This window comes from Algoriphagus halophilus, assembly GCF_041729275.1.
Lineage (GTDB): Bacteria > Bacteroidota > Bacteroidia > Cytophagales > Cyclobacteriaceae > Algoriphagus > Algoriphagus halophilus_A.
Map to the genome: position 1 here is coordinate 2,503,921 of NZ_CP146486.1, position 20,287 is coordinate 2,524,207.

The 20,287-nt window shown below is 39.0% G+C and carries 17 protein-coding genes and 1 pseudogene; 5 read left to right on the plus strand and 13 right to left on the minus strand.

The window, feature by feature from the left end:
• Nucleotides 1-36: 36 nt before the first annotated feature.
• Nucleotides 37-807, plus strand: a complete 771-nt coding sequence (locus tag V8V91_RS13445; RefSeq protein WP_373400542.1) for a type III pantothenate kinase — start codon at nucleotides 37-39, stop codon at nucleotides 805-807.
• Here V8V91_RS13445 and V8V91_RS13450 read toward each other — a convergent pair.
• Nucleotides 804-1,472, minus strand: a complete 669-nt coding sequence (locus V8V91_RS13450; RefSeq protein ID WP_373400543.1) for a peptidoglycan DD-metalloendopeptidase family protein — start codon at nucleotides 1,470-1,472, stop codon at nucleotides 804-806. The genes V8V91_RS13445 and V8V91_RS13450 overlap by 4 nt on opposite strands.
• A 287-nt stretch (nucleotides 1,473-1,759) precedes the next feature.
• On the opposite strand from V8V91_RS13450, the pseudogene V8V91_RS13455 reads away from it, so the two are divergent.
• Nucleotides 1,760-2,698 (plus strand): annotated as a pseudogene (locus tag V8V91_RS13455) (pyridoxal-phosphate dependent enzyme).
• A gap of 7 nt (nucleotides 2,699-2,705) precedes the next feature.
• On the opposite strand, the gene V8V91_RS13460 reads toward V8V91_RS13455, so the two are convergent.
• From V8V91_RS13460 to V8V91_RS13515, 12 genes are all read right to left on the minus strand, one after another.
• On the minus strand, nucleotides 2,706-3,359 hold the full coding sequence (locus V8V91_RS13460; protein ID WP_373400544.1) for a hypothetical protein: 654 nt from the start codon (nucleotides 3,357-3,359) through the stop codon (nucleotides 2,706-2,708).
• A 507-nt stretch (nucleotides 3,360-3,866) separates the two neighbouring features.
• Nucleotides 3,867-4,292 (minus strand): hypothetical protein, encoded by a 426-nt coding sequence (locus V8V91_RS13465; RefSeq protein ID WP_074225557.1) that lies wholly within the window; start codon nucleotides 4,290-4,292, stop codon nucleotides 3,867-3,869.
• Nucleotides 4,280-5,788: a hypothetical protein gene (locus tag V8V91_RS13470; RefSeq protein WP_074225558.1), complete on the minus strand. Its 1,509-nt coding sequence runs from the start codon at nucleotides 5,786-5,788 to the stop codon at nucleotides 4,280-4,282. Before V8V91_RS13470 ends, V8V91_RS13465 begins: the two co-directional genes overlap by 13 nt.
• A 442-nt stretch (nucleotides 5,789-6,230) precedes the next feature.
• Complete coding sequence (locus tag V8V91_RS13475; RefSeq protein ID WP_373400546.1) at nucleotides 6,231-6,476, minus strand: hypothetical protein; 246 nt, start codon at nucleotides 6,474-6,476, stop codon at nucleotides 6,231-6,233.
• Nucleotides 6,477-7,237: 761 nt separating this feature from the next.
• Nucleotides 7,238-8,947, minus strand: a complete 1,710-nt coding sequence (locus V8V91_RS13480) for a GMC oxidoreductase (RefSeq protein ID WP_373400547.1) — start codon at nucleotides 8,945-8,947, stop codon at nucleotides 7,238-7,240.
• Complete coding sequence (locus V8V91_RS13485) at nucleotides 8,940-9,086, minus strand: hypothetical protein (RefSeq protein WP_373400548.1); 147 nt, start codon at nucleotides 9,084-9,086, stop codon at nucleotides 8,940-8,942. Before V8V91_RS13485 ends, V8V91_RS13480 begins: the two co-directional genes overlap by 8 nt.
• Entirely contained in the window at nucleotides 9,083-9,511 is a 429-nt protein-coding gene (locus V8V91_RS13490; protein ID WP_373400549.1) for a gluconate 2-dehydrogenase subunit 3 family protein, read from the minus strand. Before V8V91_RS13490 ends, V8V91_RS13485 begins: the two co-directional genes overlap by 4 nt.
• 113 nt (nucleotides 9,512-9,624) lie before the next feature.
• Nucleotides 9,625-11,673, minus strand: coding sequence for an alpha-L-fucosidase (locus V8V91_RS13495; RefSeq protein ID WP_373400551.1), 2,049 nt, complete (start codon nucleotides 11,671-11,673; stop codon nucleotides 9,625-9,627).
• Between the two features lie 211 nt (nucleotides 11,674-11,884).
• On the minus strand, nucleotides 11,885-13,063 hold the full coding sequence (locus tag V8V91_RS13500) for an FG-GAP repeat domain-containing protein (protein ID WP_373400552.1): 1,179 nt from the start codon (nucleotides 13,061-13,063) through the stop codon (nucleotides 11,885-11,887).
• Between the two features lie 52 nt (nucleotides 13,064-13,115).
• A complete protein-coding gene (locus V8V91_RS13505) occupies nucleotides 13,116-15,683 on the minus strand; it encodes a c-type cytochrome (RefSeq protein ID WP_373400553.1) in 2,568 nt (855 codons plus the stop codon).
• A 13-nt stretch (nucleotides 15,684-15,696) separates the two neighbouring features.
• Complete coding sequence (locus V8V91_RS13510; protein ID WP_373400554.1) at nucleotides 15,697-15,987, minus strand: hypothetical protein; 291 nt, start codon at nucleotides 15,985-15,987, stop codon at nucleotides 15,697-15,699.
• Nucleotides 15,954-16,220 carry a hypothetical protein gene (locus V8V91_RS13515; protein ID WP_373400555.1) on the minus strand — a complete coding sequence of 89 codons (267 nt, stop codon included), beginning with the start codon at nucleotides 16,218-16,220 and terminating at the stop codon, nucleotides 15,954-15,956. The genes V8V91_RS13510 and V8V91_RS13515 overlap by 34 nt, the downstream gene beginning before the upstream one ends.
• A 214-nt stretch (nucleotides 16,221-16,434) precedes the next feature.
• Here V8V91_RS13515 and V8V91_RS13520 point away from each other — a divergent pair, with 214 nt between their 5' ends.
• The 3 genes from V8V91_RS13520 to V8V91_RS13530 are packed head-to-tail and all read left to right on the plus strand — an operon-like array spanning nucleotide 16,435 to nucleotide 20,223.
• Nucleotides 16,435-17,331 (plus strand): TonB-dependent receptor plug domain-containing protein, encoded by an 897-nt coding sequence (locus V8V91_RS13520; RefSeq protein WP_373400556.1) that lies wholly within the window; start codon nucleotides 16,435-16,437, stop codon nucleotides 17,329-17,331.
• Nucleotides 17,256-18,674, plus strand: coding sequence for a TonB-dependent receptor domain-containing protein (locus V8V91_RS13525; RefSeq protein WP_373400557.1), 1,419 nt, complete (start codon nucleotides 17,256-17,258; stop codon nucleotides 18,672-18,674). Before V8V91_RS13520 ends, V8V91_RS13525 begins: the two co-directional genes overlap by 76 nt.
• A 34-nt stretch (nucleotides 18,675-18,708) precedes the next feature.
• Nucleotides 18,709-20,223, plus strand: coding sequence for a S10 family peptidase (locus V8V91_RS13530; protein ID WP_373400559.1), 1,515 nt, complete (start codon nucleotides 18,709-18,711; stop codon nucleotides 20,221-20,223).
• Nucleotides 20,224-20,287: the final 64 nt, after the last annotated feature.

Here is a 20,287-nt window from a genome sequence, read left to right on the forward strand (position 1 = left end):
TTTTGAAAAGCTAAATTTAATGAAATCAAAGAAACAATGTTTTTAGCAATTGATGCAGGTAATTCCAATGTGGTGTTTGCCCTTTACCATGAACAGAATAAAAAATGGACCAATCACTTTAGGATAGAAACCAAGGGGCCCAAACTACATTCACAACTCAGCAAAAAAGTACCCCTCTATTTTTTGGAACATGGAATCTCACCTACCGGTATTTCAGAAATTGGTTTTAGCTCCGTAGTGCCCGAAATAAATAATTCCATTATAGCCTTTTGTCAAAATTATTTTGGAACAAACCCTTATGTGATTTCTCCCAAAAGCTACCCAAAACTTCCGGTCAAATCTTTGCGCCCCACAGAAATAGGATCTGATTTGATGTGCAATGTAATGGCAGCCTATTCCAAGTACCAAAAGTCCGTCATCATTGTAGATTTCGGTACTGCATTGACCTTTACTGTGGTTGACCAGACAGGAAAGATCAAAGGAATAAACATTGTCCCTGGACTTAGAACCGCCATCAATTCACTGTTTAACAATACGGCTAAACTTCCTGCCGTAGAATTGAAAATGCCTGAATCAGCCTTGGGGCAAAGCACCGTTCATGCGATTCAAGCAGGTATTTTGTATGGCTACACAGGCCTAGTCAAAGGAATGATAGAGACGATAGAAAAGGAAACCCAACAAAGCTACCAAGTGATTGCAACGGGAGGATTATCCTCTGTTTTGACTCCATTGACCGAAGTATTCAATGAAATTGATAGAAACCTAACTCTAGAAGGGCTACGGTTAATTACTAAGGCCAATTCTTAAATCAAAGGGCATCTTATCATTAAATTAGGGTCAGGACAGACGGTCCGGAACTTTTCTATTTCACGTTGAGAACATACTCCTGGAAAATCGCCAAAATTCCCTAACATATCCCACATCAATTGAAAATGTAAATGCGGAGGCCAATCCCCATTTTCGGGAAAAGGTCCAATATGACATAACAAATCTCCAGGCTTTACCTGATCTCCAACTTTCCATAGAGTAAGATCGGTACGCATCAAATGACCATAAAGGGAATAGAGAGGTTGTCCATTAATAATATGTTTTATGATAAAGGTAGCCCCATAATCTCCAAAGCCTTGATTATCCTGTAAACTATACACTTCCCCTTCAAAAGGCGTAAAAATAGGAGTCCCGGACTCGGCCCATATATCTACACCCAAATGAATATTCCTGAAATCAGATTCCTGAGTAGAAAATACTTCAGAACGCTGGTAAATCGCTCGATGCTCAAAGTACCCCCCAATTCCATACTTTTTATTTTCTTTTGCAAGCTCTTGGAACACATAATCATGAAAAGACTGGGTATTACCCAGGTCTATGGAATCCAATGCTTTATTAGCTGGACTAAAATCCATTTTCAACGTATTGCTTTCTGTTAGGGCCTCACCCATCAAAGGGTAAAAATCCAATTCATTCCAATTCATGCTTGAAGATAAAAACTCCGTGGTAATGTTTGAATCATATGTGAAAACAATTTGAGAGGGGCTATTAATGGGTTTTGTTTTATAGGCGATTGGTTAAATTTAATTAAGGTGTCAGGCTGAGCGGAGTCGAAGCCTTGTTCAAACAAGAAAATTTAATTGTCCTCGACTCCGCTCGGACTGACAGCTATAACTTTTTTCCTAAATATCTCAAGGGAGTATTCTCTCCACTATTGATAATTGAAAAAATAATAATTCCCAAATTCTCTTCAATTCCCTATTTTCGAAACATGAGCCAATCTTTCCCTTCACTAGCTGACATCAAAGCTGCCCACAAACGCATTCAGCCATTTATTCATCGAACTCCAATTTTAAGTCCTTCTGCTATCAATGAGATTGCTGGTTGTTAGATTATAATTGCGAAATTTTCAGAAAGTGGGAGCATTTAAGGCAAGAGGGGCTGCCAATGCGGTGATGAAATTGACTGATTCGCAGAAAAAAAGGGAGTTGCCACCCATAGCAGTGGTAATCATGCTGCTGCCTTGGCGAGAGCAGCTTGTTGCAGGAATCCCCTCTTACATTGTAATGCCTTCCAACGCACCAGAGATCAAAAAGAAAGCAGTCAAAGGCTATGGTGGAGAAATCATTGAGTGCGAACCCAATCTCAAAGCAAGAGAAACCACCTTGGAGGAAGTAGTGTCAAAAACCGGAGCAACCTTCATCCCTCCTTACGATTTTATGGATGTGATCGAAGGACAAGCGACTTGTGCGTTGGAATTATTAGAGGATCAATCCGATTTGGACATCATCATGGCCCCAGTAGGAGGCGGAGGTCTATGGGGGACGGCATTGACTACCCATTATCTAAACCCGGAAATTGAAATAATCGCAGGGGAACCAGCAGGAGCAGATGATGCTTTTCAATCCTTCCATGCGGGAAAAATCATTCCACAATCAGGACCCAATACGATTGCTGACGGACTATTGACCTCATTGGGAGTCTTGAATTTCAAACTGATCCAGAATTACGTTTCAGATATTCTTCTGGCAACTGATCCTCAGATTATCGAAGCCATGCGCTTGATTTATGAGCGGATGAAAATAGTCATAGAACCTCTGCAGTGGTACCCTTAGCAGCTTTATTGGCAAATCAGGATCGCTTTGCAGGAAAGAAAGTCGGGATTATCTTATCTGGCGGAAATGTGGATTTGGGGAAGTTGCCTTTCTAATGAAAAATTAATCATCGCATGCCTTACATTCCACTTTGATATCTCCTTCGGTAGTCAAGAATAGACCTTCTGAAAAGTAATCTAAGGAATAGCCATTCGAGCAATGGTACAAGGCTGTAGCTTCTGGTACACCATATCTTAAATCAGTGGTCTGATCTAATTCATCACCATTGTCCACTACTGTCCAAATTGCATATTTCCCAATATAAAACGGATCAGTACTTTCGGTGATGATGCCAGTCATTCTAACAGTTTTGCAATCTTTTTGAAAAACAACACAGGTCACTTTCCCTTTTGCATCCTTTCTCATAACACCGTTTTTGTCATAGTTAAATGCTTCAAACGAACCACCTACTACTCCATTAATCACAGTAGCTTTGTAAGAATGTACTTCAGAACTTTCACCAAAAATAGTTTCTGCACCGAAAGACAAAGGAATGTCTTTTGCGATTGCCCAACCATCTCCAACTAAGGCAGTATTTTCTCCCGAAGTAGGATCCTTTTTACCTTCTCCTGGCACTGGTAAATCAGGCTTAAAGAATCCAGTTTCGTCAGTAGGCTTTATACTGGTATTTTCATCATCCAAATGACAGGCAGTAACCAAGATCAATTGGAAAAAAATCAGTATAAAAGTCACATTATTTTTCTTGAAATTTTTCATGATTAAAAAATTTATAAAAATATCTAAGAGTAAATTAAATGATTTTAATATGAAAGTAACAAGAAAATGAAATTCATTTTTATATATATGAAATGCTTTTTATATAGTTTTTATTATATTTTTTATTGATATATTCATGATTATATGTAGACATTAATCAATATCAATACTGAAATAGTTTAATTATTTTTTAAGTACAGCTAAAAATATTTAGATTTTTTTGAAGAATTTAGGTAGGTAAGGGCAAAAAACCCTTAAAATATTCATAAAAAGTTGCTTTCAATATAAATAGGTTCTTATACAAATGCTCCAATTTCACGATGAACTGGATGGGATTTGTATTACCACTCTACTATTCTTATAAATCTCCAACTGTTTGGAATTTAGTTGATGAAATTTCACCTTTTAATCGAATTACAAATTCGATAGAATATGAAGGCGTAATTTCAATTTAGGCCTAGCAAAGGTTTTCAAATTTCAGACTTTAGATTTTACAATTTAACTTTTTCATTCATTCCTTTGAAAATATATGTTCACCTCATAAAGCGTAAATGAATAACCATATACAAACCTATTTCTGGAACAAAAATCTTCGGCAATTACAATAAATACCTTTCTGTTTTTCAATTGGTCAATATCATTCCAATCGTAAAAATTTAATTCAGAAGAATAATAAAACTCCTTATCTTGAATCTCTTTCAGTGTCAATTTCCTAGTTTGAAGCTCAGGTTTATCCTTCTTATTAACGTGACTTAAAAAGACTCCTAGATAGTCTGGCAATTCTTTATTGTAAATGAAATTTCTTTCATCACCTAATCCATTTCTTACGATCCTCCATTTTTCGCAATCATCCAATACAATTATTACTGCGTCCTTTTGATCAAAAGGAAAAACCCTCCAAAATAAGGTTAAGATCAATATTAGTTTCCACATGGTTTGTCCAAATTCATTGAAAGGTCTGAATCTCTAATATACTTTTCGTATGGTGATAAAATTGGGTAATTGGTTTCTATAGACTTCATTATATCAAAAGCATGAGTATTTTTGAGCCCATCCCAAAATAAATTCATATAAAAATCAACTGGTATTCCTTTTGGATATGCACCTTGACTGTTAGCTTCCTGAATTAATTTTTCAAAATCTTCCACAAAATAGGTTTTATGAATATTCATCAATTCAGTCCCCATTTCGAACAAAAGTTGCTCGGCCATGTAAGTATGATGCTGGTTTCCACTAAGATTTGTTGTTCCGTATAAAACACTTACGGAATTATTGAAATTTTGAGCAAAATTTGCATCCAAAGGGGTAATACCATTTGCTTCTAATGTTGCCATAATTTCAGCATGAACTAGTTCATGAAGAAATGTTCTTGCAATCAAAAGATCTGGCCTATCTAAATAATTTGAATTAATAGATATTACATATTGACCATTCCTTTTAACAGTCTGACCGTTTCTATCTAATGGTAATGATTCTAGTTTTAATATTGAATTTGTATTTAAATCTTCTGTTTCTGTGATTTCAGCAATATCTTTAACGAAAGATCCAAGTGAAAACTTATCTAATATACAACTGATTCGTGGGTCATTCCTAATAGATGAATCTATATAAATAGTTAATTTAGGTGCGGGAACTTCTGGTGGATAATATCCTGAACCAGAACTTCCTCCTGAATAAGTTCCTCCGACTGGGGCCCCTCCACCTGTAGTATTTCCATCTTCTACAAAATCACAAGTCGTGCTATGTGTAGTATCCAAATACTCTCCAGTTCTTCCATCGTACCAGTCTGTGGCTACCTCATAACATCTATATACCACATCTTTATTTTCATATCCAAAAGACTTTTTCCCATTTTCCATTCCTTTTTGCATAGTTCGAGTGTGGGTAACCTGCCCTCTATCTATCTTATACCCAACCAAATAATGTTCGTCATAGGAAAATAAATCGATCCAACCATTCCACTTTTCATCAATCATCTGATAATTAACCTCCTCAAATTTTCTATTAGATTCAATCTCTTCAGGGTAATACCTTATGATCAAAGGATCAAATCGATCTTCAGTTTGGTGTTTGACAAATAGAATATTCTGAAAGTATTTTAATTCAGCAGTCTTTTTTGGTTTAGATTTTTCTTTTGGAAAATAAAGAGAATTACCCTCTAAACTCACCTCAAAAACTTCTCTACCATCCGTAAAGTAATAATGATGAAATTTATCCCAATCAGGTTCTTTTTCAAAAAAGGGTAAAATCAATTCTTGGGATTCTGATCTGAAATTTAAGCCTCGCTCAGGAAGTCTCAGTTTCGTTTTATTCTCTTCAAACCAGGCTTTGACTTTCATCAGTTGACCGTTTTCTACTGCTTGGATTTTTGGAGCTTCTGGTTCTTCTACACAGGAAGTAAAAAGAAAAGATGTCACTAAAAATAGCATCAAAAATAAGCCTAAAGAATATTTATTCAGGTTTTTGTACTTGGGGGGATAAAGTGTTTTTCATGAAATTTGTTTAGTTGATACTTTAAAAACATATTTAAAATGATAGTTTAAAAATTACCAAACAAGAATTAGTTCATTTATTTCTAAAAACTCGGCTGTTAAGGATTTTTAATCCTAAACTTAGATCATAGGATTAATAATCCAGTAATTTAGTGGTTGAAAAACTTAAAAAAAGTACTTCGGGATTGCAAATCCCGAAGAGCTAGTTAATGTGTCAGGCTGAGCGGAGTCGAAGCCTTGTTCAAACATGAAAATTTAATTGTCCTCGACTCCGCTCGGACTGACTCCATTATTAGATTTGTTTTCTAACTTTAAAACTTAAATCCTTAGTAACAGGTGAGTATGGCCCTTTTTCAAACACAAACTCCGAAGACTTATACTACTTGATAATTGGGTCCACAAACGGTTCTTGATATAAATCCAATGAACATCGCCTATTCCACTTTCCATTTTCTTTAATAAGGATAAACAGAAACTGATTATCTTCGGCCTCTTGAAAAACAAAAGCATACTTACCAACAATAATAGGTTCAGTTGTTCTAACAAGAACAAGATCATATCTATCAACAATCTCGATCCCAGCGGGGAGTTTCTTTTTTCTAAGTGTTTGCTGTGCAATCCCCAAAGTTTAGATTCAACTTCTTGGCTAGCCAAAATAAATTCTTCATCGAAGAAATCACAAGTTGCAGACTTGTAAAAGTTTAAATCACTTGAATTTAAAAATTTGCTCCAGACTTTAGTTTCAATAGTGTAGTTGAACAATTTTACAGAAGTATCCTTGTAACTAACATTGAGGACATCATATTGTTCTTTAGACAATTGCGCAGAACTTTCATTAGCAATGAGCATATAAATCATTGAACTTAAAACGAAAATTATATTATATCTTTTCATCATTAATCATCGTTACAGGATTCTAAATTCACACCTAAAGCCCAGCTGTTCAGGTCCCGATTGCTAGCGAGGATGCAATCCTGAACTTAGATCGTAGGATTTAAAATCCAGTAATTTAGAGGTCCGCTGTTCAGGATTTGCAATCCTGAACCTTAATTATAAGATTTTCAATCCTACAAACCGAACCATCTAATAATTTAGGTAATCCTTGTTTAAATTGAAATAATATTCTTTAAAGTAAAGTCGATACTTAATTGAAGATTAAAAATCTTCGGAAAAAACTTCGGGATTGCAAATCCCGAAGAGCTAAAAAGATCTTAGAAACCCGAAGATCAAAAAACCCTCCCAGAATCTATTCCAAGAGGGTTTTTGAAATGGTTTATTTTAGAGAGATTTCCTACCTCCAGTAGGAAGGCTCCTTTCGCAAGCTACAGTCGAAATGACTTCTAGCCCATTTTCAGACTTCTGATTTTAGATTTCTGACTTTCAGACTTATTTTTTGCTTTCCGCAACCGCATGATGTGCTGCTCTTGCCGCAAAAGCCATATAAGTTAAGGAAGGGTTTTGCGTAGAAGTAGAAGTCATACTTGCTCCATCAGTGACATAGACATTCGGAACGGCATGAAGCTGATGGTTGGCATTCAGCAGGGATGTTTTCGGGTCTTTGCCCATTCTTACGCCTCCCATTTCATGGATATCTAAACCCGGAACCCGGTGGTCATCATTCACTCGAATATTGGTAAAACCAGCTTTCTCAAACATCTCTGACATCTGCTCTTGATAATCCTTGATCATCTTCTCATCATTGTCATCGTAATCCACATTTATTTTCAGCTGAGGCATACCATATGGATCCGTCAAGTTTGGATCCAAGACCACATAATTGCTTTCCTTTGGAATGGTCTCTCCCATCATATGCGAACCCACATACCAAGGACCGTATTGATCAGGATTTAGCAAATTGTTTTTCAAATCCATTCCGATTCCTTCTGTATTAGGCCTTACCCCACGGCTCGCGGAGAAACCAGCTGCATAACCCCGTAGGAAATCCGTTTCTTGCTTGTACACATTTCGGAATCTTGGAAAATACCCACTGGTAGGTCTTCCTCCCGAAGTGGTGTACTCTAAATGACCTTCATACTGCCCAGAAACCTGAGCTCTGTAATTATGGAAGGCCACATATTTACCTAATAGACCATTGTCATTCCCTAAACCGTTTGGAAAACGATTGGAAGTGGAATTCATTAAGATCAAATTGGAGTTCAAAGCCGCTGCATTCAGGAAAATCACCGGAGCATAAAACTCCTCCATTTCTTTCGTATGCGCATCAATGATTCTTACTCCAGTTGCTTTTCCCGCCGCATCATCATAAATGATGGAATGAACCACGGCATCTGGTCTCAATGTCAGATTCCCAGTTTTCAATGCCCATGGAATAGTCGAAGAATTGGAACTGAAATAGCCACCAAAAGGACATCCTCTTTGGCAGAGGTTCCTATTTTGGCAAAAAGCCCTGCCTTGCGCAGTAAATTCTGGCCTAGCCTCATGGATGTGTGCACAACGGGCAGAAATCATATGACGATCATTGCCATAATTCTTTTTCAGTTGTTCTTGAAAGTGCTTCTCCACAATATTTAAATCATAGCCAGGCAAAAACTCCCCATCTGGCAAATTAGGAAGCCCGTCTTTGTTTCCAGAAACTCCGGCAAACTTCTCCACATGGCTGTACCAAGAAGCAATATCCTTGTATCGGATCGGCCAATCTACCGCAAAACCATCTCTGGCCGGTCCTTCAAAATCAAAGTCAGACCAACGCTGTACTTGTCTGGCCCATAATAGTGACTTTCCTCCTACTTGATAGCCACGAATCCAATCAAAGGGTTTTTCCTGTACATAGGGATGCTCAGCGTCTTTGACAAAGAAATGCATCGCATCCTCACGGAACGCGTAACACTTGCTGACAACAGGATTTTCATCTTTGATTTTTTGAGGAATCTGACCTCTATGCTCAAATTCATAAGGAAGCATATTGGTGGTTGGATAATCCTTGATATGCTCCACATTCCTTCCACGTTCCAACATCAAGGTTTTTACACCCAAATCACATAATTCTTTCGCTGCCCAGCTTCCGCTGATCCCAGATCCGATGACAATGGCTTCGTAAGTACGTTGTTCTTTACTTTGGATATTTAGATTAGCCATTGATTCTAGGTTTTTGGATATCCGAGATCAAAACAGAGCCATTGTAAGCCCCTGGAATTAGTGAATATGGCATAATTTCAGACTGGATATATTCGGAGGCCATATAGCCTTGAATGGTAAATCGTTTGGTTGTATTCAAAAATAAGAAATTGCTTTGTTAGTAGCACCTTCTTCTGTTTCATCTCCTTCCAATTTCTGTCCAGAAAGGATGATAGTTTCTTTTTCTTTATTACTCAATCCGCTAAAGTTTCCATTCCCGGTCTTCTTTGCATAGTCAGGAAACGCGGTCAAACCTGTGGTGAACAGCGTTTGCTGCTCTGAGGTCAAACAATCATCCACCATGACCAAAATAAAATCAGGAACTTCAATCTCAAGAGCACCTTTAATCTCTCCAGCTGGAATAATAACATTGGATATATCCCCTAGCAATTGCTTCTGGGATTGGGTGATTTTTAAATTCTCATACGCGGTGAGGATATCATCAGAGCTGAAATCACAGGAAGGGATAAATGCCAATCCTCCTGAAATCAATGCCAGATGCCTCAGGGCAATCCTTCTATTCATAGATATATTATTTTGGGTAAGTTTTAAATCGGGCAAATAATGTAACCAAAAAGGTAATCAAAATCTATTTTTTTATGATTGATGGCACATTTTGCCCAAACTTATCGGCTAGACTAGTTTGTTAAGACTCCTACTTCACCAAATGTAGCTCCATTGCCATCGGCAGTTTTGGTTGCTTTCAATCGAATGAACTTTGCATTGGCCGGATCAAATCGTACCAATTGCTCAATTGGGCTATTTACAATGTTGGAAAATTCACCAGAAGCCACCGTTTTCCAGGAATTCCCATCTGCACTTATCTGAAACTCAAAATTGGTAATGATTCCACTTGGATACCTTGCCTGCATTGGCATATAGCTGAAACCTTGGATTTCGATTGGTTCTCCCAAATCTATGGTTAACATCCCGTTCTTGCTAGTGAAATACGTATAGGTATTTTCATCGATGGCTTTCGCATCCTCATCTCCAATGGCTTTCCAAGTCCCCTTTGGCAAGTCCAGATCCAGTCGAACAGGATCAGAGATTTTACCGGTGGCAGGGTCATAAGAACTTGCTAGCAAGGTTGTCGCTTTAGTTACTGGAATTGGACCCGTATATGATTGGCTATCCTTCGTTGGATTGCTTCCATCCAAGGTATAATATAATTCCAAATTGGTATCCGGTGCAGTTAAAGTCACTTCTCCTGAAGTGGATCTTTTAGTAGTTGGTGGCAACAAAAGCTTTGGTGCATGGTAAACACCTACTTCTGCAATCACTGGCACATCCTTGGAATTCAAGAAGTTTACTCTTATTTTTTGTGCTTCCGTATCTGGGAACCTTAAAATCCGTTTATGACCTACAGTCGTTGCTTCTGTTACCTTTTCCCAGTTTCCATTCACTTCTTTTTCTAAAGAAAAAGCTTTGATCCGCTGACCCAAAACCACATATTCTTGAATCAATAATCTGTTGAAAACGGTTGGTTTTCCAAAATCAATTTCTATACTTCCTGATTTTTGTCCATCTGGCACGGACCAATAAGTTTCATAATCCTCGTCTTGAACGTTTTCAGAAACATAATCCGAACCTCTTTCAACCGAAGCAGATACAGCTGCCTGAGAGACCAAATTGACCGCAAAATCTTCTTTGATCTTTTCCCCCAATTTCAATATGGCTTCTTCGTCATTTTCATGAATCAGCCCTCGAGTGTCAATTGGGAAATTTATCAATAAAGAAGTGTTTCTGCCAATACTATTGTAATAGATATCCACCAAATTAGCCAGACTTCTCACCCGGTGATCTTCATAAGTATGATAATACCATCCTGGACGAATGGATACATTGGTTTCTGCTGGAACCCAGTGCGTTCCATTTTCCTGACCTGGAGCATATTTCTGAGGATAATCCGGCATTCCGGCATACACCGAATCACGCATCAAGTTCGCCCAGTTAGTTTCAAAAGCCTCTCCATGCTCATTTCCAACCCATCTGACATCCGGTCCACCATCACTGAACATCACAGCATTTGGCTGTAATTCTCTTACCAGTTCATAAACTTCTGGCCACTTATAATAGGTTAATTTATCCACTTTTCGGGTTTCATTCGCTCCCCCGTAATATCCATCTCCACCATTGGCTCCATCAAACCAAACTTCAAAAATCTCCCCATAATTGGTCAGTAACTCGGTCAGCTGATTTCTCATGTAGGTGATGTATTCTGGCTTTCCATAATCAGGATGATTTCTATCCCATGGAGAATAATAAATCCCAAATTTCAATCCATACTCTTTACAAGCTTCCGATAAATCTTTGATCAAATCCCCTTTTCCATCTTTCCAGGGACTGTTTTTGACAGAATGCTCTGTATAAGCAGATGGCCAAAGAACGAATCCATCATGGTGCTTGGCGGTAATGATCAACCCTTTCATTCCCGCTTCACTGGCTACTCTAGCCCATTGCCTGGCATCCAATGCTGTAGGATTGAACTGTTCTGGTCTTTCATCCCCAAAACCCCACTCACGATCAGAAAATGTATTCATATTGAAATGAAGGAATCCATAATATTCCAATTCCTGCCATGCAATTTGGCGAGGTGCTGGAGTCGGCTCAACGGGTGTAATTGGAGCTCCTTTTTCTTGACAAAAGGTAAGTCCCAGCAATAAAGCTGGCCATATATACTTCTTCATGACTTTAAATTTCTGATGGGTAAAGCAAATTCTGACTCGAATATTAATGAAAAATTTACAAAAAGTACCCTTGGGTTTTTCTAAAAAAACAAACAACCATGATTCGTTTGGTTGAAATCAATTTTTCAAAATAATAATTCACCAAAACCTCTCCTTCAGCAAGTCATTTTACAATTACCTCTTTCCAATCCAATATTTATACTTGGGGGGACTAATTCGAGATTTGTTCAAAAACAAAAATTCCTTTCTTATTTGCAACCACTACATCTACCAAACCATCTTGGTTGATATCTTCTGCTACCACATTGAGTCCTACTCCGGAGTCATCATCAATTTGATGTGCTAGCCATTTAGGATTCTCCCCAGGAATATATTCAAACCAATATAAATAGGCTGGCTCTAAGGCCCCAGTACCTTCTCTCATATGGGCATAATACCTTTTGCCAGTAACAAAATCCTTTCTCCCATCTCCATTAATATCTACAAAAGCTACTGCATGGGGTTCAGACATTTCCTCTGTCAATGTATAGGTGTTGAATTTTTGATCACTTCCATCGCCTAGATTTTCATGATACCAAATCCCACGTTCGTGTGCGGAAGTAGCAAACACGTCGATGTATCCATCCTCATTCATATCTACAGCATACATTTGGGAACTAGGTTCTCCCAAGTTAGCTGGATTCCATTTCCAATTAGGCTGAGTTACATCTGCTGGACCTTCCCACCAGCCTTCACGAATGATTACATCGTTTTTTCCATCTCCATTAATATCTCCATAGCCCAAACCATGAGAGAAATTTTCCGAACCGGGTGTATTAGGAAGGCTAATCGAATATTTTCCCCAGGATAAATCTTTGGGATCATTGGGAGCCTTGAGCCATATCATTTGCTTGTTAGCAACATCTCCACAAAGAATATCTTTTCTACCATCACCGTCAATATCATAAAAGCCAGGAGACTCATTGCCGACGGTTTCATGGATTAAATGCTCCTTCCAATTCAATTCCTTTCCTCTGGGGTTTTCATGCCAATACACCGCTTTTCCGGGAAAGTCAACTCTAATGAAATCAATCCATCCGTCTTGGTTCACATCCATAGAAAAATTGAGCATGGAATTACTCCATTCTTTTTCTGGGAAAAACACCTTAGGTTCATAAATCTCATGTCGGACCCAATTAGGTGCCTCAAACCAAAACGGCCCAGCCATTACATCCGTCAATCCATCTTGATTCACATCGCCTAAAGCTACCCCTTCAGATACAAAATCAGAAAACAGAACCGTTTTCTTGAATGGAATATCCAGGCTTTTATCCCGATTCGCCATCAATTGAGCTTCACAAGTAATACTAATGAGCATTACCGATAGAAATGAAAAAGGAAAGAATCTCATGGCCAATTAATTAATTCAGAATTCTTATTCCATACTTTTTATCTTCAAAAAATTATTTTTGAGTCAATAAATACCCGATCAACGCATCAAAGTCTTCCTCAGAAATACTTTCCCCGAAATTATCTGGCATCAAGGTGTATTGGGATACTTTCTTGTTTTGAATCTCATCTTTTCTTACCGAAAATTCTTTCCCATCATTGCTAGCATATACCTCCAACTCACCCTCTGTTCTTCGGAACAAACCAGACAATACTTCTCCATTTTTTAGAGTAATCGTATACGTTTTGAACGCCTGGGAAATAGTCCTATTGGGGTCTAAAACTTTTTCTGTCAAAGCCCTTCTACCCCAATTCCCAATTCCATCCAGCTGGGGGCCAACTACTCCTCCTTGTCCTTCAATTTGATGGCAAACTGCACAAACATTTACAAAGACTGCTTTCCCTTTTTCTAGATCGGGTTTTGGTACAAACCTGGCTAATCTCGCTTCAATTAGCTTTTCCCGCTCTTCCAATACGGATTCCAATCCTGAGGTAAGCTGATCGTAATCTTTCCTTTCGGAAGAACTCATTTGAGCCAAAAGCTGCTCATTTATTCTTCTATCCAACAAAATTCTAGGAGGAATCACTTCTGATTTAGCAGCTGTCAACAAATACTCTCTCCCTATCGGGCTATTCACAAAAACGGAAGCAATCGCCACCTGTAGTCCACTCGGAGCATCTTTTATAGCATCATTCAGGATGTTTAAGACCTTAGGATCGTTGCTCACACCAATCGTTCTGGCCAATTCTTCCCTGAAAGCAAGATCTTCCCCAGGAGCATTTAAAATTTCTGCAACCAAATCAATCTGTTCATCCGGGCTGATATCAATCAATGCTTTTGCAGCTTGGGCCCGAGGCCTGTTTTTTGCCCAATCGGATTGAAGTAATTCTGTCAACCCCTCTTGAAAATCCAGTAAGGAGTATTGGCTAGCAATCTGCGCTGCAAAGGCCTGTTGTCGGGCAATCTCTTCATAAAATTCATAAGCCTCATCTGCATGGGCTGAGGGAGCATCTGCTACCGGAGCAGGTTGTTCTTCCAAATCAGTGATGAAAGCTTTTGCAAAACTGATAGACCAGTCTTTCATTTGTTCCCTATCAATGATTCCACCACGTTGATTCAATCCTGATTGAATGGTTTGAAACAAAGCAAATTGAGCCGAGGGATCGTTTTCAAATTTTTGCCGGATCAGATTAATCCCTTCATTTATTTGCCCTTCTGGGATATATCTCCCTACGTGCGCGAAATATTGAACAAGTCTATCATGAGGATATTCATGTTTCTTCAGATTGGTAAAAATAAATTCAGAAGCAATAGACGAAGGCACATCCGTCATCGCGTCCATGAGAATGGAAGTTTCCAGTTGCCCCCAATTCTCTGCTACTGCCGTATTTAAAATCTCATCATTTTTTAAGTGATCGCGTAGTGCAATCATCAAGGTGTATTTCAGATGAGAGTCCTTATCAGGAACTCCTTGAACAGCCTCAACCAAATTCGTGATTTGAGAAGCTTCGGGATGTCTAACTAAGACCTCGGCTGCGGCTCGTTGAACATGTGGATCCTCTGACTTCAAACCATTTTTCGCCAATTGCCTCTCCAGATCATTTATCTTCTCATATTCACTTAACACCCGAAATGCATGCACACTCAATTCCTGTTCATCGCTTGTTGCAGCATTTTCCAACTCTTCATAATCGAGTTGATTTAACCTTTTTAACACCCAAAGCACATGAACTTTTTGCTTTGTGGAGGCCGTTCGGTCAGATAGCAACTTTTTCAAAGCAGGAACTGATTCCTCCGCTTTATAATCCACTAATCGGTTTGAAGCCATGATACGTTGACTGATAACACTACTTCCTAAACCTTCCAATAATTGATCGAGGGTAGCTTTTGACCAATCCATCTTTTCATTGGTCCTTCCTCTATAGGTTATTCTCCAGATTCTTCCACTTTTTCTATCTCGTCCCGGGTGATCCAAAGGAACTTCATAGTGTCCAATGATTCTATTGTAAAAATCAGCGATATACAGCGCTCCATCTGGCCCAATTTTAATATCTACTGGCCGGAACCAAGGGTCTTCACTCACTAGGAAATCCTGCTGAGGGACTGCCTGAGGTGTAGATCCGTTATAAACAATGGTATTCCTACTCACTCTACAAGCCACTACATCCCCTGAATAAAAACTATTTCTATACTCTTCAGGAAAAGCCGAACCATTGTAATATTCCAATCCGGAAAGCGCTGTAGATCCAATCTGATAATCCATCATGGCGGGTCCAAAACCCAAGCCAGGAGCCTTCTTTCCAAAATGAGGATAATCCCCTTGGTTAATGAGTTGGTATATCGGCATGGAATGGCAATCGGCTGAATAGAGATTCCCTAAATCATCTAAAGCAAAACCAAAGGGGTTTACCCTTCCATAGGTGGTTTGTTCTACCTGGCTCCCATCAATTTTAAAACGGAAGGTGTTCCCAGAAGTCATACTGATAGAATCATGATCAGCCCCAGCCACTTTTGATTCATTTCTGAAGCCATGAGATGAATGAATCCACCCATCTAAGCCTCTCATAAAATTATTGATCATACCATGTGTATCCTCATGGCCAAAAGGTCCAACCAGCACCTTTTTTCATCGTATTGATCATCCCCATCTTTGTCTTCAAAAAATAGATATTCGGAATACTGTAGGCAATGGCCCCTCCTTTTACCGGCATAATGCCAATGGGAATATTCAAATCACTGGCAAAATCAGTAAACTTATCTGCTTTCCCATCTCCATCGGTATCTTCTAAAATCGTAATCTTATCCTGACCAGAACCTATCGAAGCTTCATAAGGATATTCTATAGAATGAGTTACCCAAAGCCTACCTTGATCATCAAACTCCATATTGATGGGTTTGGTAATGTCAGGTTCAGAAGCAAAAAGATTAATTTCAAATCCGGAGGTAGGTGGAAGCCTGCCATCTCTTCTTCTGGAGTTTGAAAGTCTGTTACTCGAATGTGATCTTTAAAAAGTTCAGGATCAATAAACGATTCAGGATCATATTCATTGGAAATTTGATTCGATTCACATGAAAATAGAATCAAAACCCCTAGGCAAAGAGGAAAGCCAACTCGCATATTCAAGAATAATTTTGGGTTTATTAAAATTCTTTCTTCAACATTGAATCCGTAAAAGAAAGCCATAGAAAGTATCCTATTTCGCTAAATATTCCAAATAGAATTACATCAATACCAAAATAGATTCATTGAAATTCTTCATTTGATTTAATTAATTGAAACCTTTGATGGAGAATCTCACTTATCTGTCGGACAATCCTGTTATTTTTCGATTATGAAAAAAGCATTAACGATATTATTTCTGCTCTTTAGTTTTCACCTAAGTGCACAAATCAATATTCGAGTTTTAGATGGAAACTCAAATTCACCTTTAGAAAATGTGAGGGTGAAAGCAGAAGGGCATCCCTTAACAAGTACAGATTCGGAAGGAGAAATTTCGATCCCAGAAACCAATACCATAGTCATATCATTTGCTTTAGAAGGATATGAAAAATTGGAAAAGGCATTTGGCCCAGGGAATCATGAATTAACTCTTCAACCTACTATCTACAATCTATCGGCTGTCACAGTTTCAGCTTTCGAATCAGAACGCCCTATTTTGGAGCAATCCGCTTCAATTTCGGTTGTCAATGAAAGAGACCTCAATCGCTTTAACGAAACTTCTATAGTCAATTCCTTTAACACGAAACCTGGGATCAGGATTGAAGAAAGAGCCCCCGCTTCCTATCGAGTGTCTATTCGTGGTAGTTCCTTACGGGCCCCTTTTGGAGTAAGAAATGTTAAAGTTTATTGGAATGAAGTTCCCTTTACTTCCCCCGATGGAACCACGGCTTTAAACCTCCTTGACTTGACAAATATCCGAACGGCTGAGGTGATCAAGGGGCCTTCTGGAAGTATTTATGGTGCTGGAAACGGTGGTGTAATCAATTTGGCCAGTAAAGCAGATCCCAATGGAGGAAGAGTCAGTACGGATTTTTCTGCCGGAAGCTTTGGGATGTCCCGGTATCGGATTGGTTTATCCCAGCAAGTAGGACAAGGGGCTTTGACGCCGCATTTGTCCAACAAAAATCAGATGGGTACCGGGAACAATCTGCTATGGATAGAAAAGTTTTTCAATTGGGAGGCTATTTCCCTGTTTCCAAAGAGCAGGAAATTAGAACTCAGCTCTTGATTTCGGACTTGAATTATCAAATTCCTGGGGGCCTTAATGCCGACCAAGTTGCAGAGGACCCAACCCAGGCAAGACCTGGATCAGTTGAACAAAATAGCTCGATTTTCCAGCAATCTGTTTTTGCTTCATTCGCTCATTTGTACAATTTTTCAGAAAAAATAAACAACAACACGGTAGTCTATATAAATACCAATGATTTTGAAAACCCATTCAATTTGGATTACAAGAAAGAATTGGGATTTGGTTTTGGAGGAAGGACCAAATTTACATTTGACACTGACCTTGGAGGAAAAGAGTTAAGAATCATTGCAGGTGGAGAATATCAAACCAGTTATACTGACGCACAAAACTTTGGTAACCGGGGTGGAGTTGCGGACACCATACGATTTGCAGATAAACTAACAGCAACTCAAGGATTCCTTTTCCAACAGGCTGAATGGCAGGGGACAGAAAAATTATTGATAACGCTTGGGCTAAGTGAGAATTTCTCAAGTTTTGAGATTGACCGATTGGTAGATGCTGCAGGAGGAGATTTAGGAGTACAGAAAAGAAGCTTTGATCCAATAGTCGTCCCAAGATTGGCATTTAACTACCTGCTTAATCCCTCCTCTTCCCTGTTCACTAGTATCAGCAGTGGTTTTTCCCCTCCTACCATCGACGAAGTAAGAACCAACGAGGGTAGTCTCAACTTGGACTTAGAGGCCGAAAAAGGACTGAATACAGAGATAGGATATAGAATGGGAAAAGACAGATTGAATATTGAAGCCACCGCGTTTTACTTTCAATTAAAACAAACCATTACAACTTACACCAACGAGCAGGGGGTGGTATTATTCAGAAATGCTGGAGCTACAGACCAAAAAGGGATTGAAGCTTCCATCGACTATGCCTTGATTCAAAACAACAATGCATTTCTAAGAGATTTGAAAATCGGCACCGCCTTTACTGGACATTATTTCAAATTCAAAGACTACCAGAAACGAGATAATGACTATTCAGGAAATGACCTTACCGGAGTTTCACCCAACACGGTAGTAAGTAGGTTAGATTTTCGAACTGCTCCAGGAATTTACCTTAATTTCACTCATCAGTTTACGGATGAAATCCCATTAAATGATGCGAATACCGTCTATCAGGATTCCTATAACTTGGTCAACCTAAGATTTGGTTGGTCCAAGTGGCTGGGCAAATCCTGGGAACTTGAAGCTTTTGGTGGGGTAGACAACTTACTGAATGAAAGTTATTCTTTGGGGAATGATTTGAATCCGTTTGGTGGAAGATATTATCAACCAGCCCCCACCAGAAATTGGTATGGGGGTATCAAAGTAGCATTCAATTATTAAAATAATCTTCAACGATTTAATATCAACATCAACCATGAAAACCAATCTTTCGATTTTAGTCTTTTTGCTTGGTATGATCTCCCAATCTTTTGCTCAAGAGGAGAAGGCTGAAAAAAATGAGGTGAACCGAGATCCAATTAAGTTTGAAAAGGCCATGTCAGGTACTTTTAATGGTCAAAAGGTAGACTATAAGGCAGTAGTAAGTGAGACCTTCCTTCGTAATTCAAAAGGAGAAGTTACAGCTGGCTTATGGAGTACTGCCTATATCAGAATGGGTGTGGACTCTTCTAAGCGTCCTGTCACCTTTATTTTTAATGGTGGACCAGGCTCAGCCTCATTCTGGCTACATATGGGCTTCTTTGGGCCTAAAGTAGTCAAGACTGACTCAGGAGCTACAATGGATGATGGGTCTGCTCCTTACACATTTGTGGACAATCCACAGGCGCTTTTGGACATCACCGATTTGGTTTTTATAGACCCGATAGGCACAGGTTATAGTCAAGTAGAAGGTGTTGGTGAAAACGAGGACTTTTGGGGATTGAATGAAGACGCGAGATCCATTGCCCAATTCATGAGAATTTGGGTTACCAAACATGGAAGATGGCAAGCACCCAAGTTTATCGCAGGAGAGAGCTTTGGGACCACAAGAGCAGCAAAAATTGCGGAAGTCCTGGAAGGAGGAGGACAAACCATGGCAGTCAATGGAATTATATTGATTTCACAAGCCTTGGATTACGCGGGTTCTTCCTCTTGGGAGGACAATATCACATCGTTCTTCACTTACCTACCATCAATGGCGGCCACTGCTTGGTACCATAATAAAGCAGGAGAAGGAAAAGAGTTGGAGGCCTTTGTTCAGGAAGCCAGAGAATTCGCTTATAATGATTATTTAACGGCCCTTTACAAAGGAGAAAAACAGACTGAAAGCGAAAAATCAGCCATTGCAGATAAACTGGTTTACTTTACCGGGCTAGATAAAGATTTCATCCTACGTTCCGATAATCAAATCTTAATGCATCGATTTAAGAAGGAACTACTAAGAGACCAAGGAAAAGCAATCGGAACTTTAGATGGTCGCTATTTAGCTACTGAAACAGACAAAGCTGCTGAGGGACCAGTGCTAGGAGATCCAAGTAGTTATATGACTGGTGCCGCTTATACAGCTACCTGGAATGATTACGTCACGAGAGAATTGGGAGTGGTCATGGATAGACCATATTATTCCTCTGCGGTAGGAATGGGGGGAAACTGGAATTGGAAACCGGTACCAGATGGGGCATATTGGGAGCCTACCTACGTGAGTACAGCCAGATCTTTAAGTGAAGCCATGCACAGAAATACGGCTATGAAAGTGATGGTGGCCAACGGATATTATGATTTGATTACTCCCTTCTTTGATGCAGAATACACCTTTGCAAGGCATAATTTCCCCCAGGAGAGAATAGAAATGAAGTATTATGAAGCAGGACATATGATGTATAACCATCAAGAAGACTTCGATGCATTATCCCAGGACATTCGTGAATTTTTGACCAAATTGATCCAATAAAAAACAAATCATTGAACTTTAATTGTTCAAAATCCGATTTGAATTAAAGTAAAAATTAAATCAC

Excerpts from the sequence above, each read along its gene's own strand:
- V8V91_RS13470 (WP_074225558.1), bottom strand. The coding sequence starts at position 5,788 with ATGCTATTTTTAGTGACATCTTTTCTTTTTACTTCCTGTGTAGAAGAA.
- V8V91_RS13500 (WP_373400552.1), bottom strand. The coding sequence starts at position 13,063 with ATGAGATTCTTTCCTTTTTCATTTCTATCGGTAATGCTCATTAGTATT.
- V8V91_RS13510 (WP_373400554.1), bottom strand. The coding sequence starts at position 15,987 with ATGGAGTTTGATGATCAAGGTAGGCTTTGGGTAACTCATTCTATAGAA.
- V8V91_RS13480 (WP_373400547.1), bottom strand. The coding sequence starts at position 8,947 with ATGGCTAATCTAAATATCCAAAGTAAAGAACAACGTACTTACGAAGCC.
- V8V91_RS13495 (WP_373400551.1), bottom strand. The coding sequence starts at position 11,673 with ATGAAGAAGTATATATGGCCAGCTTTATTGCTGGGACTTACCTTTTGT.
- V8V91_RS13505 (WP_373400553.1), bottom strand. The coding sequence starts at position 15,683 with ATGATCAATAATTTTATGAGAGGCTTAGATGGGTGGATTCATTCATCT.
- V8V91_RS13525 (WP_373400557.1), top strand. The coding sequence starts at position 17,256 with ATGGATAGAAAAGTTTTTCAATTGGGAGGCTATTTCCCTGTTTCCAAA.
- V8V91_RS13445 (WP_373400542.1), top strand. The coding sequence starts at position 37 with ATGTTTTTAGCAATTGATGCAGGTAATTCCAATGTGGTGTTTGCCCTT.
- V8V91_RS13465 (WP_074225557.1), bottom strand. The coding sequence starts at position 4,292 with ATGTGGAAACTAATATTGATCTTAACCTTATTTTGGAGGGTTTTTCCT.
- V8V91_RS13490 (WP_373400549.1), bottom strand. The coding sequence starts at position 9,511 with ATGAATAGAAGGATTGCCCTGAGGCATCTGGCATTGATTTCAGGAGGA.
- V8V91_RS13515 (WP_373400555.1), bottom strand. The coding sequence starts at position 16,220 with ATGCGAGTTGGCTTTCCTCTTTGCCTAGGGGTTTTGATTCTATTTTCA.
- V8V91_RS13530 (WP_373400559.1), top strand. The coding sequence starts at position 18,709 with ATGAAAACCAATCTTTCGATTTTAGTCTTTTTGCTTGGTATGATCTCC.
- V8V91_RS13520 (WP_373400556.1), top strand. The coding sequence starts at position 16,435 with ATGAAAAAAGCATTAACGATATTATTTCTGCTCTTTAGTTTTCACCTA.
- V8V91_RS13450 (WP_373400543.1), bottom strand. The coding sequence starts at position 1,472 with ATGAATTGGAATGAATTGGATTTTTACCCTTTGATGGGTGAGGCCCTA.
- V8V91_RS13460 (WP_373400544.1), bottom strand. The coding sequence starts at position 3,359 with ATGAAAAATTTCAAGAAAAATAATGTGACTTTTATACTGATTTTTTTC.